A 16,134-nucleotide genomic window follows, 5' to 3' on the forward strand; every position below is an offset into this window, starting at 1 on the left:
CTGAGGACGGACGGCCGCGGGGTTCGCGGAACAGGGGCTGGGTGTGGCTTGAGGCGCGCTGGGTGGCCTATTTCCTGCCGATGACCATCCCCACCAGTTCGATGACGCTGCCGGCGCCGGCCTTGGCCATGATGTGGGCGCGGTGGGTTTCGACTGTGCGCTCGCTGATGCCTAGGTCAGCGGCAATGACCTTGTTGCGTTTGCCATCGACGATGGCACCGAGGATTTCCAGTTCGCGCGGAGTCAGCGCCTGTCGCCAGTCGTCTTCGGAGGCGAGTCCGGTAGTGGCGTTACGTCTTTCGTCGGCAAGCTGCAAGGCGGCGTTGACCCGTTCAAGGAGCTGTTGCACATTGAAAGGCTTTTCCAGAAAGTCGAAAGCGCCGAGCCGCATGGCGCGTACGGCCGTTGGCACGTCGGCATAGCCGGAGAGAAAGATCACCGGTACCTCGGGATTTCGCTGCCGCAACCAGTCGTGCACCTCGGGCCCGGTAACGCGTGGCATGCGGATGTCGAGCAGCACGCAGCCGGTATTCCCGGCTCGCCAGCGGCGCATGAAGTCCTCTCCGGAGGGATACTCCTCGGCAGCGAGGCCGATGCTGGCCAGCACCTCAACCAGGAAACGGCGAACCTGTACGTCGTCATCGACGATGCAAACGCTCTGGTTCGTGGGTAAGGCCATACGCTTCCTTCAAGCCGGTTCGGCCAGTGCCGACAATCCGCAACAGCATATTCTACCGGTGATCGGTAAAAATACGGAGAATGACGGGAAAATCGCGATGCCACGGCCGGAACGTCATCCAGCGTACGCCGGCGTGCTCGAAACCATGGAGCAGTCGATGGAGCCATTCAGTACCTGCCACCCTTCCGGGGCGCTCGGCAGCACCAGCCGGCAAGGGCACGTCGCCCAGCCGGCGCTCGCCTGATGCCGGCGTCGTCGTTGTCGCCAGCGCGTCGCTTCGGCTTCGAGTGGCTGCTGCTGAGTGCCGCGCTGCTGCTCCTGGGGGGCGCCATGGTCTGGTGGTCTCTGTGGCTGCCCTACCAGCGCCTGGCGCAGGAGGAAAGCGATCGCCTGCAGGCCATTGCGATGACCCTGGGCGACGCCATCGGTCACCGGCTGGGCGCCGCCGAGCACGCTTTGGCGGCCGTGGCCGGCGATGTCGGCTACTGGCGCGGCGGTGCTGAGCGTGTGTCCCGCTTGCAGGCGTTGGCCAGTGTGCTCGATGGTATTCACACCTTGCTGGTCCTCGACGCAGAAGGGCGGGTGGTCGCCGCCAGCCGGGCGGATCTGATTGGTCAGGATTTTGGCGCACGAAAATTCTTCATTGGCGCACGCGAGCAACCCGGTGCCCGATGGCTGGAACTTGATGCCGAGGCCGACAACGGGCACGCGCCGTATCGCCTGGGTGTTTCGAGAGCGATCGTCGATAGTCGTGGGGGCTTCGCCGGAGTTGTCGCGGCAGTTCTGGATGGCGATTTCATCGGGTCTCTGATGGAGTCCGGGCGCTACGCGCCGGACGTCCGGCTGTTGCTGGCCCACGCTGACGGCAGGCCGTATGTGGCGGCACCCCACAATGCCCAGGCATGGGACGTCACCGCAGCGGCATCCCTGTTCGCCCTGCATCGTGAAAGTGGGCAGCGGGTTTCGTTGTTGAATCGCGCGACTCCTGCGCGTGGCGAAGACCTGGTGGTCGCGGTACATGCGTTGCACGCCGACAGCAGCGCTGCCGATGCCGATCTCCTGCTGGCCGTTGCCAGAGAGCGGGCGCTGGTGCATGCCCAGTGGCGTCGCGAAGAGGCCTGGCATGGTGGTTTGTTTCTGGCCACGCTGCTGTCGTCGGTGGTTGCCCTGCAGGCGGTACAGCAACGCCGGCGACGCCTCGATGCCCTGCGCGCTGCGCGCACCGCCGAGCTGCGGGCGGCCACCGAGCGTCTTCGCCTGGCGGCCGATACGGCAGGGTTGGGCATCTGGGAGTACGAACCCGCCGGTAGGCGTGTGCATTGGGATGCGTCGATGTACGCGCTGTACGGCGTCGACACCCTGCCACCGGTGACGACCTACGACGAGTGGAGGGGAGCGGTCCTCCCGGAGGATCTGCCGGCGGTGGAAGCGGCGTTGCAAGCGGCGATTCGCGAGCGCAAGCAGTTCCGTGGCGATTTTCGCATTCGTCGCGGCGACGGGCAGATCCGCATGATCAGCGCGCTGGCGCGGCCACTTCTTCCAGCGGACGGGTCGACGGTACGCGTTGTGGGCATCAATCAGGACGTGACCGAGCGCTGGCAAGCCGAGGCTGCGGCACTGGCCAGCGAAGCTTACCTGAAAGCGATTTTCGACGTGGTTCCGATCGGCATATCGGTGCTGGACCAGACGGGCCGCATCGTTGACTGCAATGCCACCGCCGAGCGATTGCTGGGTGTGAGCCGCGAGCAGCCGTTCCCCGACAGTTCGGATTCGCCAGTCTGGACCGTCCGGCGCTCCGACGGCAGCGTCATGCCCAGGGAACAGTATGCCTGGGTACGCGCTCTGGCGAGTGGTGTCGCGGTGTTCGATCAGGATTTGCTCGTGGAGATGCCGACAGGGGGACACTGGTTGTCGGTGAGCGCCGTGCCTATCGCCGCTTGCCCGCGCGGCCGCGCGGCCGCCGGTGGCGAGTTGGCGACTGAATGTGGTCGGGAATCTGGAGGGGTGGTGATTGCCTGCGTCGATGTCGGCGCTGCGCGCCGCAACGAAGCCGAGTTGCGCCAGCTCTCGCGGGCGGTGGAGCAATCAGCTGCGGCGGTGTTGATCACCGACATTGATGGCATCATCGAATACGTCAATCCGGCAGCCTGCGAGGCCTATGGTTACAGCAGCGCGGAACTGTTGGGCGCCAACCCACGGCTCCTTGGGTCGGGATTGACCCCGATCTCGACTTATCAGGCGATGTGGTCGACGATTCTCGCCGGCAAAGCCTGGCGTGGCGAGTTGGCCAACCGCCGGCGTGACGGTAGCCTGATCCACGAGGCGGTTTCGATTTCGCCCGTGTATGATCGGGCGGGACAAATGACACATTTTGTTTCCATCCAGGAGGATGTCTCGGCGCGGGTCGAGGCCGAGCGCCTCCAGGACGAGCTGAAGACCCGTCTGGGGCGGGTTGCGCGCATGGATGTGCTGGGGGTGATGGCCGGTGGCGTCGCGCATGACTTCAACAACATCCTGGTGGCGATTCTCGGCTTTTCGGGGCTGGGCAAGACCGTGCTGCGGGCTACTGGTGGTGCCGAGCGCCTGGTGTCGTATTTCGAGGAGATCGAAGCCGCCGGCGAGCGAGCCCGAGCCCTGGTGCAGCAATTGCTGGTCTTCTCGCGCGGTGGCGCGCTCAAGCTGGCCGTGGTGTCAGTGGCCGCGGTGGCGGGCGAAGTGCTGGCTCTGCTCGCCCCATCCCTGCCCAATTCGGTGACCCTGCGTACCGACATTGACGATGACCTGCCGTTGCTCGATGTCGATCGTTCCCACCTGCATCGCCTGCTGGTCAATCTCTGCCTGAACGCCCGCGACGCGATGGAAGGTCCGGGCGCAGTGGTGATTTCGGCGCGGCTCGTCTGCCAGCAGACGGCAGCCGTATGTGCCTCCTGCCATGGGGAGTTTTCCGGTGAGTTCCTGCGTCTCTCGGTCAGCGACCAGGGGCGTGGTATCCCGGAGGCGATCCGCGACCGCATTTTCGAGCCGTTCTTCACGACCAGAGAAGTGGGAGCTGGTTCGGGGATGGGGCTCGCGGTGGTGCACGGCCTGACCCATCTTTATGAGGGGCATCTGCAGGTGTTCAGCGTGCCGGAGCAAGGCAGCGAAATGGTGATCCTGCTGCCACGCAGCATGTGGCACGTTGACCCGGCGGCCGCTTCTGGTGCGGGCGAACACTGAATGCGGCGCAAATTTAGCAACGGCGTACAATGCGCCTTTCCAACCAGAAAGGGGCGAGAATGACTGCGACAAGGAAACGCGACGATGGATTTGACGGCACAACTGCCATGCGTGTCGGTACGCCAGGGGCACTTGCCCGTCACCTCATCGGCATCTGCGGCATGGCCGGGGCGTTGTTGCTGGTCGGATGTGCCGACATGATGGGAGCGGGGACCAACGTTACCGTCAGCGATCCGACACGGATCACTCATACCGGTTTTCTCAGCGACTACAGCCGGCTGACGCGTGCCCCCGGTGGCGACGGCGCGTTGTGCTGGCGGAACCCTGAGCTCGACATGCGGCGCTATGACAAGGTGCTGATCAATCGGATCATGGTGACCCTCAAGTCTGATCAGCAGGCGTCGGTGGATCCGACCGATCTCAAGACGCTCGTCGATTACTTCCATAGCTCGCTGGTCAAGGCCCTGAAGCCGCAGATGCAGGTGGTCGGTCAGCCCGGACCCGGGGTCCTGGTGTTGCGCATCGAACTCAGCAACCTGGTTCCGACGCAGGTCAGCCGGAGTCTGGTCGGCACGGCGGTGCCCTACGGTTTTGTGGCGGAGGCGGCTTCGGGGCCGGCATCGGGTCGGCCGGCCGGTTCGACGCCGTATCTCGGCGAGACCGGCATCGAACTCCAGTTTCTCGATGGCTCCAGCAATGTGGTACTTGCTGAATGCGCCGATACTCAGATCGGGCGGAAGTATGCCGCCGATGTCGATGCCGGTGCAGCGGGCGCCACGGATACCTGGATCAAGGGCTACATGAGCTCATTCCAGAGCTGGTCGTATGCTCGGGACGCGTTCGACAAGTGGTCGATGCAGATCGCCAACCGTTTCACGGTGTTGCGCGGGAACCAGCCACCTCAGTAGACACTGCTCGCCGTGCGGGCCGGGACGCCGCGCAAGGGCCGAATGCGTGGCCATCCTTGCCCGGTCGCGTTGTCGGCCAAGCGCCGTCCTTGCGGACGGCGGCGATGGCGGGACGCCGGCCTCATCGGGGTTTCTCCTCCGCATCGTCTTCATCGCGCTCTGATCGAAGCGTTTCCTGCAGGCTGTCGAGGTCGCTTCGGTTCTGTCGCAGAAAGAAGACGAGTCCCCACAGCATCGCTCCCGCGACGACGACGAACAGGGCCACAGCGCTCCAGTCGGTAGTGGCCAGTGATCCGGTGTTCATCGGTTTCCCCTGTGCAAGTCCGTTCCTATTATGCCATTGCCCGGGCGGGCATGCCTGCGGGTTTCGTGGAGCTAGCTCCCGGCGCTCTCGCGCAGCCGTGCAATCAGACCTGAATGGCGTTGGGTCGGGTTGGCGCAGGCCGCCGCCAGGACCTCGCCACTGCCGACGACACCGACCTTTTTCGATGCCCGCGTAAGGCCAGTGTACAGGAGTTCGCGGGTGAGTACGCGGTGTGGTTTCTCTGGGAGCAGCAACAGCACCGACTCGAATTCGGAGCCCTGTGACTTGTGCACGGTGATGGCGAAAGCCGTATCGTGCTCGGGCAGGCGGATGGGTGCGATCGGCCGAAAGGAACCCTGCTCGGGGAACCAGACCAGGAGTTCGCCGGTTGCGTCGGGCAGACAGATGCCGATGTCGCCGTTGAACAGCCGGAGTACGTAATCGTTCTTGAGGACCATCACCGGCCGGCCGGCGTACCACACCGAACGGACGGGCGCCAGCGGGATTCCGGCCAGGGCCTGCAGCGATTGTTCGACCATTTTGTTGACGGCGTCGACGCCGCGCGCCGTATCGCGCAGCGCGCAGAGCACGCGGAAGCGATCGAAAGCGGCAAAGATCTCGCGACACTTTGCGGCAGGGTCGTCATGGTCGCGGGCGAGTGCCTCGACATACGGACGGTAGCCGTCCAGGATCGCCTCCCGAATCCGGGTAGTCTGCTCCGCGATGGAGTCCGGCAACCAGTCGATCGAGGGATCCTCGGCACTGGCCAGGCCTGCGCAGACTTCGGCAGCACGGCCGGCATTGACCTCGGCGGCCAGTCTGCCGATACCGGATGTCGTCGCAAAGCGATGGCTTTCGGAGAGCCAGACCACACAATCCCGGAGCGGCGTCTCGGTAACCGGCGCCGCTGGCCGAATCTGCGGCAGCGGTGTCGCGGTCAGTGCCGCCAGTTCGGCGGCGCACGCACTGCTCAAGGTCGGGTCGGCCGAGATCTCGGCAAATACCGCACCCGCCTCGACTGCCGCCAACTGGTCTTTGTCACCGAGCAGGATCAGGCGGGCATCGGGCGGCATCGCGTCGACCAAATGGCAGGCCAGCGCCAGGTCGAGCATCGAGGCCTCGTCGACGACCAGCGCGTCGACCGGCAGCGGGTTTTCGGCATGGTGGCGGAAGCGGCCCGCATCCTGCGTGACGCCGAGCAAGCGGTGCAGGGTGTGCGACTCGCGCGGCAGCAGTGCCTGCAGTTCTGTCGGCAGGTCGCCGGCACGTCGGCGCAGGGCTTCGAGCATGCGTGCCGCGGCCTTGCCGGTTGGCGCGGCGAGGGCGATGCGCAACTGGGGATTCTCGCTCAACAGGCAGGCCAGCAGTGCGACGACGGTGGTCGTCTTGCCGGTCCCCGGGCCGCCACTGATGATCGTCAGTTTGCTCCGCCAGGCCAGAGCCGTGGCGAGTTTCTGCCAGTCAGGCCGGCCCCCTGGCCGCTGTGCAGGGCTGGCGAAAAGTCGTTCGAGTTGGCGAAACAGGGCGGCGCTCGGCGTCGGCGGTACGTATTTCGCGCGCCGGTTCAGACAGGTGGCCAGGCGGCGTTCGTAAGCGAAGTAGCGGTACAGGTACAGCCGCCCTTCGAGATCGAGAACCAGCGGCAGGACGCGTGGCTCGACTGCCGTGGCCACCATCCCACTGCTGAGCAGTCGCCGCGACAACTCGTCGGCCGGGCAATCGGGAAAGTCTGTGGCGAGATCCTCCAGTCGGGCGCAGACATGGCCGTCCTGCGTCGCCAGGCTGGCGTGGCGTGCGGCGGCAGCCAGTACCGCCAGGCTGTCGGCTGGCGCGCGGGCGTGCTCGGCCCATTCGACGATGTGCCTGGCGAAGCCGTTGGCGAGGTCGCCGGCGGCTTCGCTCGCCGCCCATGGTTCTGCTGCCGCGGGGCGTGCGTTCATCGGGTATCTCCGTCCGGGTCGCCGCCAAGCAGCGCGTCCAGGGAGACGATGCTGCTCTTGAGTGGCCGATGAAAATGGACTCCACAGGCGCCTGGCTGGCCCTCCGCGGCAGGGTACAGCCATTCGGGACGGACACCGCGCACGAACAGGTAGTAAACGCCGCCGAAATGGCGATCGTAGTCGTAGTCGACGAGCCGGCGCCGCAGGTAGCGGTGCACCGCGACGCAGTACAGCAGGTATTGCAGGTGGTAGCCGTGTTCGCTCATGGCCACCGCCATTGGCGTGTGGCCATAGTCGGCTGGCGTGTAACCGAGATGGTTGGATTTCCAGTCGAGCACGTGAAAACGATCCGCGTGGCAGAAGACCAGGTCGATGAAACCCCTGAGGTAGCCTGCCAGCGGCGGGAAGGCGAGTCCCGGCATGCGGTAGCCGTGTGCCTGCAGCCAGTTGTTGAGCGCCTGCGGCGTGATTCCTGCGCTGGGCAGGGTGAAGCCGAGTTCCACCAGGCGTTGCCGGCGAGCGATGCGGCGCAGGACGATGCCGCCTGGCAGCGGCGTCGCCAGCACATCGTCGAGCATGCTGCGCAGCATGCGCGCCAGACGGCTGGCCGCGTCGGCTGCCGGCTGCCCGGGCAGCGTTAGCGGGTGCGTCTGCAGCACCTGTTCGATGCTGCCGGGCCACTCCCTGGAGTCGGTGAAGTCAATGCTCTCGAAAAGCGCATGTACGCAGTCGCCGGCGGCTGGCCCGCGTGGGAAGCGCAGGATATCGTCGGCGGCGATGTCGGGCGGCGGGGTGACGCTGCGCCCGGCCGGGCGCAGCGCTATGGCGCTGTGGCCGTCGTGGTCGCTGGCCGAGCCTTCGCTGTCGGCGCCCTGTTGCAGGCTGCTGAAGCTGCCGAGGCGCCAGCCGACAGGCATCCTCACCGGTGGGGTGAGCGCCCGGAGACTCTCGACCGGGGGGATGGCGGCGGTGAATGGCACTCCGACTGCTGCGGGCAGGTCGCTCAGCGACAGGATCGGGCCAGCCGCCTCGGCCAGGGCGCGCCAGGCCACCTCGATTTCCTCAGCCGTCCGCCGCTGGCCGTGCCACGCGCCGTGGCTGATTCCGCTGCCGGCGACGAGCCAGTTGAGCAGGCTGTGGCTGCTCTGCGTCAGCGAACGATTGCCGAAAGCCTGTGTCGCGTAACAGCCGGCGACGAGGTAACAGCGGTATACCGCGCGGGTCAGGGCGACATAGATCAGGCGCATGAACTCGGCGTCCTGCTCCTGCCGCCGCCGCCACTTGATCGCCGCGCGTTCGCCGTCGCTGACCTCGGGCCGGAAGTCGATCACCGTCTGGCCGCTGTCGTCGTGATACTCGCAGCCTTCGAGGTCGGTCGCGGCCGACGGGTGTCCATCCCATAGAAAGGGGCAGAACACGATGCCATACTCGAGGCCCTTGGCCTTGTGGATGGTGACGATCTGTACCAGGTTGCGGTCGGACTCGAGCCGCAACTGGGCGACCTCATCGGCGCCATCCGCACGGCGTTTGCTGGTCAACCAGCGCAGCAGCGCATCCGGCGCCGGATACTCGGCGTCGGCCTGCTGCAGCAATTCGCCCAAGTGGAGCAGATTGGTCAGCCGTCGCTCGCCGTCAGCGCGCGCGAGCAGGCGGCAGGCAACCGACTCGTTGTCCAGCCAACTGCGGAACATGACGCCGAAGCCGCGCCGTAGCCAGCTCTCGCGGTAGGCGCTGAAACGAGACATGGTCTGCAGCAGGCGTGTTTCCTGTCCTGCCAGCGTCGCGACGGCGTCGGCATCGAAGCCCATCAGCCCGGTCGCCAAGGCACTGAAGAGCAGCGGTGGCCGACCGGGTTCGAGAATGGCCAGCAGCACACGTTCGAGATCGTCGGCGTCGGGAGTATGGAAGATGTTTTGCTGCGACAGTTCGACGCAGCCGACGCCGAATTGCAGCAGGGCATCCCTGGTCCGGCGGCCCTGGGCGTGACTCCTGACCAGGATGGCGATGTCGCCTGGGGCCAATGCTCGCTCGCCGATCGTGATCAGACCAGCCTGCGCCGCGCGCAGGAGGCGCGCGACCTCGCCGGCGGTCGCCCGCACGACCGCATGCAGCGCTTGCGCGCGCAGCAGGTGTTGGCCGTCGCCGGGCAGTTGCCAGATGCGCAGCGCCGCCGCGCTCTCGTCGCCGCTGTCGATCAACGGCTCACGCGGCTTGTCGCCGAGGGTCACCGGGACGTAGCGCAGCCCTTCGAGGATGAAGGCCTCGGGATTGATCGCGAACAGGCGATTGCAGGCTTCGATCAGGGCCGGGCTCGAACGCTGGTTATGGCGCAGCGTGTAGGGTCTGCCCGTCTGGCGTCGCGCGGCGAGGTAGGTCTGCAGGTCGGCGTTGCGGAAGCTGTAGATGGCCTGCTTGGGATCACCGACGAGGAACAGTGGGCCGCCGGGCAGTTCAGCCGTGCTGCCGTAGATGGCGTTGAAAATGGCGAACTGCACGGGGTCGGTATCCTGGAACTCGTCGATCAGCGCTACCGGATAACGGCTGCGCAGTGATCCGGCGAGCCAGGGGGCTTTGCCCGACGTCAAAGCGACTTCGACGTCGTTGAGTATGTCGTCGAAGGACAGCAGACGCTGGCGGCGTTTCTGTTCGCGCAAGCCGGCGCCGGCTTCGTCGAACATCTGCCGCAGCAGGCACAGCCGCGCGAGCCGCAGCGCTCGTGTTGCCGAAGCGTGCGCCGCCAGCAGTGCAGCGGCGGCGTCGAAGAAAGGATGCACCGGCGGCGTCTGGTTTTTTTTGGTCTTGCCGGCGATGAACTCGGCCGAAAACAGTCGTGCCTTGCTGTCCTCAGGATCGGGAGCGTGCAGGGCATCGTCGCCGGCGAGCCAGCTGTTCCAGCTCCTGGCCGCCACCCGGATACTTTCCTCCTTGTACGAGTTGGCGTTCAGCGCCGCCAGACCCTCCAGCAAGTTTGCGGTGGGCCGGGCGCCATCGCCTCCCCATAGCCGCCGCGCCAGTTCGAAGGCGCTGGTCAGGGCATTGTCGTCGAGTTGTTGCGGGTCGCTGCACATGCCTTCCGGCCAGATGAGGCGCGCGTGCGACTTGGCCAGCCGGCGCGCGAGCAGCCTGGCCCAGCTTTCCGGCGAATCCATGCCGGTGCACAGGTGGTTGGCGAGCATTGGCGAGATTCGCCCGCCGGCGACGTGTCGTCGCCAGAAATCGCTGACAGCCTGCAGCCGCAGCGGCTGGTCATCGTGCAGCAATTCGAGCTTGAACGGCTGCCCGGCGGCAAACGGGGTATCCGACAGCGCGCGTTGACAGAAGCCGTGAATGGTGAATACCGCGGCCTCGTCGAAGGTGTGCAGCGCCGCGTCGAGGCAGGCGCGCATGCGCTCACGATCCCCTCCGCCATGGCTCTCGACGGCAGCGACCAGACGGGCGGCGAACGGGTCACTCGCGGCGATGTCGCGCTGCAGAAAGCCGAGGACATCGACGATCCGGCTGCGGATACGCTCGCGCAACTCGGCGGTAGCGGCATTGGTAAACGTGACCACCAGGATCTGTTGGACGGTGAACTCGCCTTCGAGCAGCAGGCGCAGGTACAGGCCACAGATGTTCCAGGTCTTGCCGGTGCCGGCGGACGCTTCGATCAGATGCCGGCCGTCGAGTGGGCAGGCGAATACGTCGAGGTCGCTCGCTTCGTCTGTGCTGGACGCTGTCGGCGTGTTCATGACCGGGGGTCTTCGAGGTAATCGAGCATGGGACCGAGGATGGTGCTCGCGCAGTGTTCGAAATCGCCGTCAAGCGGATCGGCGAGGCCGCGCAGCGCCAGCCGGTATGCCGGATCGGCGGCCTCGCCCCAGGCCGGATTGCGGTTGTTGGTCCAGCGGGCACGCGCCTCGGCAAGACTGTTCCGATGCTTGACGTACGCCCAGGCGCTTTTCGGGAAGAAGTGAAGCGGCGCCGACAGGCCATGTCGGTAAAATTCCATCAGCCGGCCGAGGTGTGCACGGGCGGCCACCGGTTCACAGGGGGCCAGGCGGTAGCTGCCGTCGCGCGAGTGCCAGGTGGTTTGCCGCTGGACGCCGGCAGGTGCGACGGCGCAAAGGAACAGGTGGTTGATCCAGCCGGCGAGGTAGTCGGTCGCGCGCACGTCGTCGTAGCGATAACGCAGCAGTCCGTCCGGGCGCAGGTCGCCGAACACGCCGCTGAATTGCCAGGTTCCATCGGCCAGCGGGTAATCGAAATGGCCCTGTACTGCCGGCAAGGGGGCGACTGTGAGTTGTCGGCCGAGTGCCGCGGCGAAGCTCCTCAGTTGCGTCACCTCTTCGGCGATCAGCCGCTCGCCCAGCGGACCGGAGGGGAACTCGTTGCCCGCCAGGCCGAGGTGCAGGAGTTCGCTTTCTGCTGCACCGGCCAGCACGCTGGGCAGGAGGCGCCGGCAGAACGCCTGTCGACCCGGGTAGTCGGGCAGAAAGGGCTCGTCGTCCTGCAATTCCTGCGCAGCGACCGTCAGCGCCACGTTCAGCCGCCTGACGAGCAGGGTTCGGCAAGGGTTACTGAAAAACTGCAGCAGCTGATCGATGTTGACCTGACGCCATTCCGCCGCGGGCGGTACCAGTGCCTGGGTAAAGAAAACAGGGCTGGGGTCGCGGAAGCTTTCATCGTCACTGTCCGGATCCTCTGACCAGGGTTGCGCGGGCAGAGCGGCGGGCGTGGTCAGCGCATTCCGCAGGGCCTGGCAGTACTCGGCGTTGAAGCTGCGGCGGCGGACATCGCCGTCGTCCAGGAAGTAGTCCGGGGAGAAGGCCTGCAGCGGATGCTCGACCGTCAGCCGGCGCCGCACGGCACGCACGCTGGCGGGATCAGCAGGGTCCTGCGCACAGGCGGTAGTGACGTAATCGAGCAATTCGGCGAGCAGCACCGACGCCGGAATGATGCTGTTGTCACGAATGTTGCGCCCGCTGTAGCTCAGATACAGGCGTTGCCGGGCAGCGAGCAGCAGGTCGAGAAACAGGTTGCGCTCGTCAAGGCGGCGTTGCCGGTCGCCCGGCTGCGGCCGCAGGGCCATCAGGTCGAACTCGGCCTGCGGGTTGACGCTCGGAAATGCGCCATCGCTCATTCCGAGCACGCAGACCATCCGATAGGGCAGGGCGCGCAGGCTGCTCAGCGAGGCAAAGGTGATGCCGCCGCCAGGGACGCCGCCGCGACTGGGGTCGTCGAGCAAGGCGGTCAGGGCCCGGTGGACCACCGCCAGCGGCAGCGGCGAGCGACTGCCGCCGCGCAGCATGTTGTGGTGCAGTTCCCCGATCGTCGCCTGCAGCGCGCGCAGATCGTCGACCAAATCGTCGTCGGCGCGGGTGAAGCGGTCCAGTGCGTCACCGAGCGAGCGCTGCCAGGCGCTGGCGTCGCGCGCTTGCGACCACTCGTCACGCTGTTCCCGCAGTGCTTCCAGGAAGCGCCAGGCGCGGCCCAGCGTGGCGGCGTCGCCGCCTGCGGGATTGCCGGCGGCGATGCGTCCGGCGATGACGGTGTTGCGTGCCTGCAGTTCATCGCCGAGGGCGTAAGCGAGGAACAACCGGTGCATGCCGTCGGCAAAGCTGTTGCGGTCGGTTGGCGGCAGGTCTTCGCTGCTTCGGCTACCGGCATCGAGTCCCCAGCGGATACCGGCGTCGTGGATCCAGTCGCGGACGCACGCCAGTTCGTCGTTGCCAAGGGCGAACCTGGCCGCCACCGGCGGCTGTTGCAGCAGGTCGAAGACGGCGCTGGCGGTGAAGCGGCTGCTGCAGATGGCGAGCAGCAGATCGAGCACGCGGGCGATCGGATTGATCCTGATCTGCGGCAGGCCCTTGATCTGGTAAGGAATGCGGCGTTCCGCCGGCGCCGTGCCAAACACCGCGTCGATCAACGGTGCCGCCGCAGGGAGGTCGGGAAGCAGCACCAGGATCTGGTCCGGGGTCACCGGGTCTGCGCCCGCAAGCTCTGCCAACAACTGGTCATGCAGGACTTCCAGTTCGCGCGTCGGCGAGTGGCAGACATGCACTTCGATGCTGCGGTCGTCGGCGGCCAGCGTGATACTACCCGGTGCGAGTTCATCGAGGTCGAGGATGGCATTCTGGACGCGAGCCAGCAGGTGCTGGCCGGCCGCCGGCAGGAACAGACTGTCTTCCTCGACGATCGCGCCGGCATCAGAGAGCAGCAGGTCGATTTGCGCCTGGGTCTGCTTTCCCCAGGCGGCAAGCAGCGCGTTGCCGACCTCGTGATGCGCGTCACGGGCGCGTGCCGCGAGGTAGCTCAGGCGCTTGCGGTCGACAATCTCGAACCAGTACTCGCGGCACGGATTGAGCGTGTAGGCCTGGATGTCGATCCAGCGCGACAACTGCCGCAGGATGTCCAGGTACAACGGTGGCAGGGTCGACAGGCAGAAGATGCTCACCTGCGCGGGCAGGCCGGCTTGTGCCGGGGCATCGGCGCCGAGTTGTGCGATTCTCTGGAAGAAGACCGCTGCCGGGTGTTGCCGGCCGGTGCCGAGTTCGCCAGTGATGCGCCGCCAGAGCGCTGCCTGCCAGAGTTCGTCCGCGGCGCCTGCCGCGCCCAGCGCCGGGATGCCGGCGCGCTTGCCATCCGACCACGCGGCCAGCCACTGCGGGCGGTAGGTGATGTAGTGCTCGATCAACTGCGCGCTGCGCTCGGCGAGATCGAGACGCATCACCGGATCGGCGTTGCGCAGGTAGCCGGCGAGGCGTGCGTATTCGCCCGTGAAGGAGGCGTCGCCAATAATCTCGAACACCCGCCAGGTCAGCAGCGCCGGCGAAAACGGCGACACGTCCTGGACGTCGACCAGTCGGCCGATCTGCGTCCACAGCCATTGCCCAAGATAGGAAAAATCGATATGGGCAAAGATGCCGTGGCGGTCGGCACCGGCGAGCTCGACGCGGCGCCTGACCGCGGCACTCGGAATGATCACCTGTTGCGCGGTCAACGGGGAGCAGTTCTCGCTCGCGAGACGTTCGAGGAGATGTTCGAGAAGGAACTCGAAGCGGTTGGAGAGTGTGAGCCGAAACATTCCGGGGGCTTGTGGTCGGCGTTGAGGTCGCAGCCGCGACCCATGAAAAATCCCTTCGCTGATGCGGAAGAGGGCCCGGAACCAGCGACGGGGCCGCATCCGATCGACGCGATGATGTGCAGACCAGTGATGCGTGTTGGCCAGCGCTGATTATCGCATGTCGATGGGTCGATCCCGGCGGACCGACTCGGTGCGTTCGAAATCCAGGCGTGAATACCAAACCAAAGGTTCACCAAGCGTAAATAATGCGTTACTTCTGTTCGACTGGCGCGCGATCTGCTGCCTTGATGTGGCACACGACAGAAAAATCAATTATCCTCAGGGATCCAGACGGTCATGGCGGTCCAGGCGCAGCCGGTGATGAAAGGCATGACCGTTTTCTTCGCCCATTGCCTCTCCCCAGCAGTCGAGCGAGGGGAGGCGCGGGAGCCAATGACGCGACTTTCATGGCAAAAACATAACCAATGATGGAGTTTGACGGATGACCAACAAAGGGCAACTCTTACAAGACCCGTTTCTCAATACGTTGCGGCGCGAGCGCGTGCCGGTGTCGATCTATCTGGTGAACGGCATCAAGCTCCAGGGTCAGATCGACTCATTCGACCAGTATGTCGTGCTGCTCAAGAACTCTGTCACCCAGATGGTATACAAACACGCCATCTCGACGGTGGTGCCATCGCGTCCGGTCACAATACAACAGGAAGTCGGCGGCGAGGGATGATGCGCATCGTTGGTTTCTCGCGCGTGGCGATGCTGCAGGTCCGCCGCGCGTCAGGCATCGCTGGCTGCCCGACCCTGACTGCGCCAGCTTGCTGCAACTTCTCCTAGTTCATCGACATGGCTGAGCGCGTGTCCTACGAGGAGCGCGCCGTGATCGTGCAGCTCGACTTCGGATGCCAGGATCTCAACGAGCAGCTTGAAGAGGTGCGTCTGCTGACCGGATCGGCTGGAGCGGAAATCTGCGCCGTGGTCCAGGGGCGCCGCCACAGCCCTGATGCCGCGACGTTCGCCGGCAAAGGCAAGGTGCAGGAAGTGGCCGCCGAGGTCGCTGCGCACGAGGCGGATCTGGTGATCTTCAACCACGAATTGAGCGCCGGCCAGGAGCGCAATCTGGAGCGGGCATTGCAGTGTCGGGTGATAGACCGAACCAGTTTGATCCTCGACATCTTTGCGCAGCGGGCGCAGAGTTCCGAGGGCAAGCTGCAGGTCGAACTGGCGCAACTCGAACACCTGGCCACGCGGTTGGTTCGCGGCTGGACGCACCTCGAACGGCAGAAGGGCGGTATCGGCCTGCGAGGGCCCGGGGAGACACAGCTCGAGACCGACCGCCGCCTGCTGGGTATCCGTGTCAAGTTGCTGAAAGCGCGCCTGAGCCGACTCGAACGCCAGCGCGGCGTGCAGCGCAAGGCGCGTGGACGCGGGGAGTTGCTGAACGTTTCGCTGGTGGGTTACACCAATGCCGGCAAGTCGACGCTTTTCAACGCCTTGACCCATGCCGGCGTTTTTGCTGCCGACCAGTTGTTCGCGACCCTGGATACCACCACGCGCAAGTTGTGGCTGCCGGATGCCGGCCATATCGTGCTTTCCGATACCGTGGGTTTCATCCGCGATCTGCCGCATTCGCTGGTGGCCGCCTTCCATGCCACGCTCGAAGCCACGGCCGAGGCGGACGTGCTGCTGCACGTCGTCGATTCGGCGAGTTCGGCGCGCGCGGATCAGGTCGCTGACGTCAACAAGGTGTTGGCCGAGATCGGCGCAGCAGCGGTTCCGCAGCTTGTGGTCCTCAACAAGCTCGATCTTACCGGCCTGCCGCCGGCAGTCGAGCGGGACGAGTATGGTAGAATCTCGCGCGTTCGACTGAGCGCCAGGTGTGGTGATGGTTTGCCCCTGCTGCGCGAGGCCCTGGCCGAGATGGCTCTGGCGAAGACAGCCAACCTGCGCGAACGCTCGTCGGGCGCGGTGGATTCGCCGGATAACGATATGGTTTTTGATTCAGATTGCTCCCCATGATTTCAAGCCTTGGA

10 protein-coding genes are annotated in these 16,134 nt (G+C 65.6%); 5 read left to right on the plus strand and 5 right to left on the minus strand.

Annotation, left to right across the window (positions count from 1 at the left end; genetic code table 11):
* Window positions 1–67: 67 nt before the first annotated feature.
* Window positions 68–679 carry a response regulator transcription factor gene (locus AC15MQ_RS13595; RefSeq protein ID WP_287652641.1) on the minus strand — a complete coding sequence of 204 codons (612 nt, stop codon included), beginning with the start codon at window positions 677–679 and terminating at the stop codon, window positions 68–70.
* A 97-nt stretch (window positions 680–776) separates the two neighbouring features.
* Between AC15MQ_RS13595 and AC15MQ_RS13600 the strand changes: the two genes are divergently transcribed.
* The 3 genes from AC15MQ_RS13600 to AC15MQ_RS13610 are packed head-to-tail and all read left to right on the plus strand — an operon-like array spanning window position 777 to window position 4,803.
* Window positions 777–923 carry a hypothetical protein gene (locus AC15MQ_RS13600; protein ID WP_287652642.1) on the plus strand — a complete coding sequence of 49 codons (147 nt, stop codon included), beginning with the start codon at window positions 777–779 and terminating at the stop codon, window positions 921–923.
* Window positions 924–937: 14 nt separating this feature from the next.
* The gene (locus AC15MQ_RS13605; RefSeq protein WP_483080395.1) at window positions 938–3,895 is read left to right on the plus strand and encodes a sensor histidine kinase; all 2,958 of its coding nucleotides are present in this window, start codon (window positions 938–940) and stop codon (window positions 3,893–3,895) included.
* 59 nt (window positions 3,896–3,954) lie between these two features.
* Window positions 3,955–4,803 carry a DUF3313 domain-containing protein gene (locus AC15MQ_RS13610; RefSeq protein WP_287670091.1) on the plus strand — a complete coding sequence of 283 codons (849 nt, stop codon included), beginning with the start codon at window positions 3,955–3,957 and terminating at the stop codon, window positions 4,801–4,803.
* A gap of 121 nt (window positions 4,804–4,924) precedes the next feature.
* On the opposite strand, the gene AC15MQ_RS13615 is transcribed toward AC15MQ_RS13610, so the two are convergent.
* The 4 genes from AC15MQ_RS13615 to recC all read right to left on the minus strand — a co-directional run bounded on the left by AC15MQ_RS13615 (window position 4,925) and on the right by recC (window position 14,110).
* Window positions 4,925–5,107 (minus strand): hypothetical protein, encoded by a 183-nt coding sequence (locus AC15MQ_RS13615; protein ID WP_287652645.1) that lies wholly within the window; start codon window positions 5,105–5,107, stop codon window positions 4,925–4,927.
* 71 nt (window positions 5,108–5,178) lie between these two features.
* Window positions 5,179–7,047 carry an exodeoxyribonuclease V subunit alpha gene (gene recD, locus AC15MQ_RS13620; protein ID WP_483080396.1) on the minus strand — a complete coding sequence of 623 codons (1,869 nt, stop codon included), beginning with the start codon at window positions 7,045–7,047 and terminating at the stop codon, window positions 5,179–5,181.
* Entirely contained in the window at window positions 7,044–10,775 is a 3,732-nt protein-coding gene (gene recB / locus AC15MQ_RS13625) for an exodeoxyribonuclease V subunit beta (RefSeq protein ID WP_483080397.1), read from the minus strand. Before recB ends, recD begins: the two co-directional genes overlap by 4 nt.
* Window positions 10,772–14,110, minus strand: coding sequence for an exodeoxyribonuclease V subunit gamma (gene recC / locus AC15MQ_RS13630; protein ID WP_483080398.1), 3,339 nt, complete (start codon window positions 14,108–14,110; stop codon window positions 10,772–10,774). Before recC ends, recB begins: the two co-directional genes overlap by 4 nt.
* A gap of 481 nt (window positions 14,111–14,591) precedes the next feature.
* Between recC and hfq the strand changes: the two genes are divergently transcribed.
* Window positions 14,592–14,831, plus strand: a complete 240-nt coding sequence (hfq, locus tag AC15MQ_RS13635; RefSeq protein ID WP_287652649.1) for an RNA chaperone Hfq — start codon at window positions 14,592–14,594, stop codon at window positions 14,829–14,831.
* Between the two features lie 116 nt (window positions 14,832–14,947).
* The gene (gene hflX / locus AC15MQ_RS13640) at window positions 14,948–16,120 is read left to right on the plus strand and encodes a GTPase HflX (RefSeq protein ID WP_350495495.1); all 1,173 of its coding nucleotides are present in this window, start codon (window positions 14,948–14,950) and stop codon (window positions 16,118–16,120) included.
* Window positions 16,121–16,134: the final 14 nt, after the last annotated feature.

Source organism: Candidatus Accumulibacter propinquus, assembly GCF_056856495.1.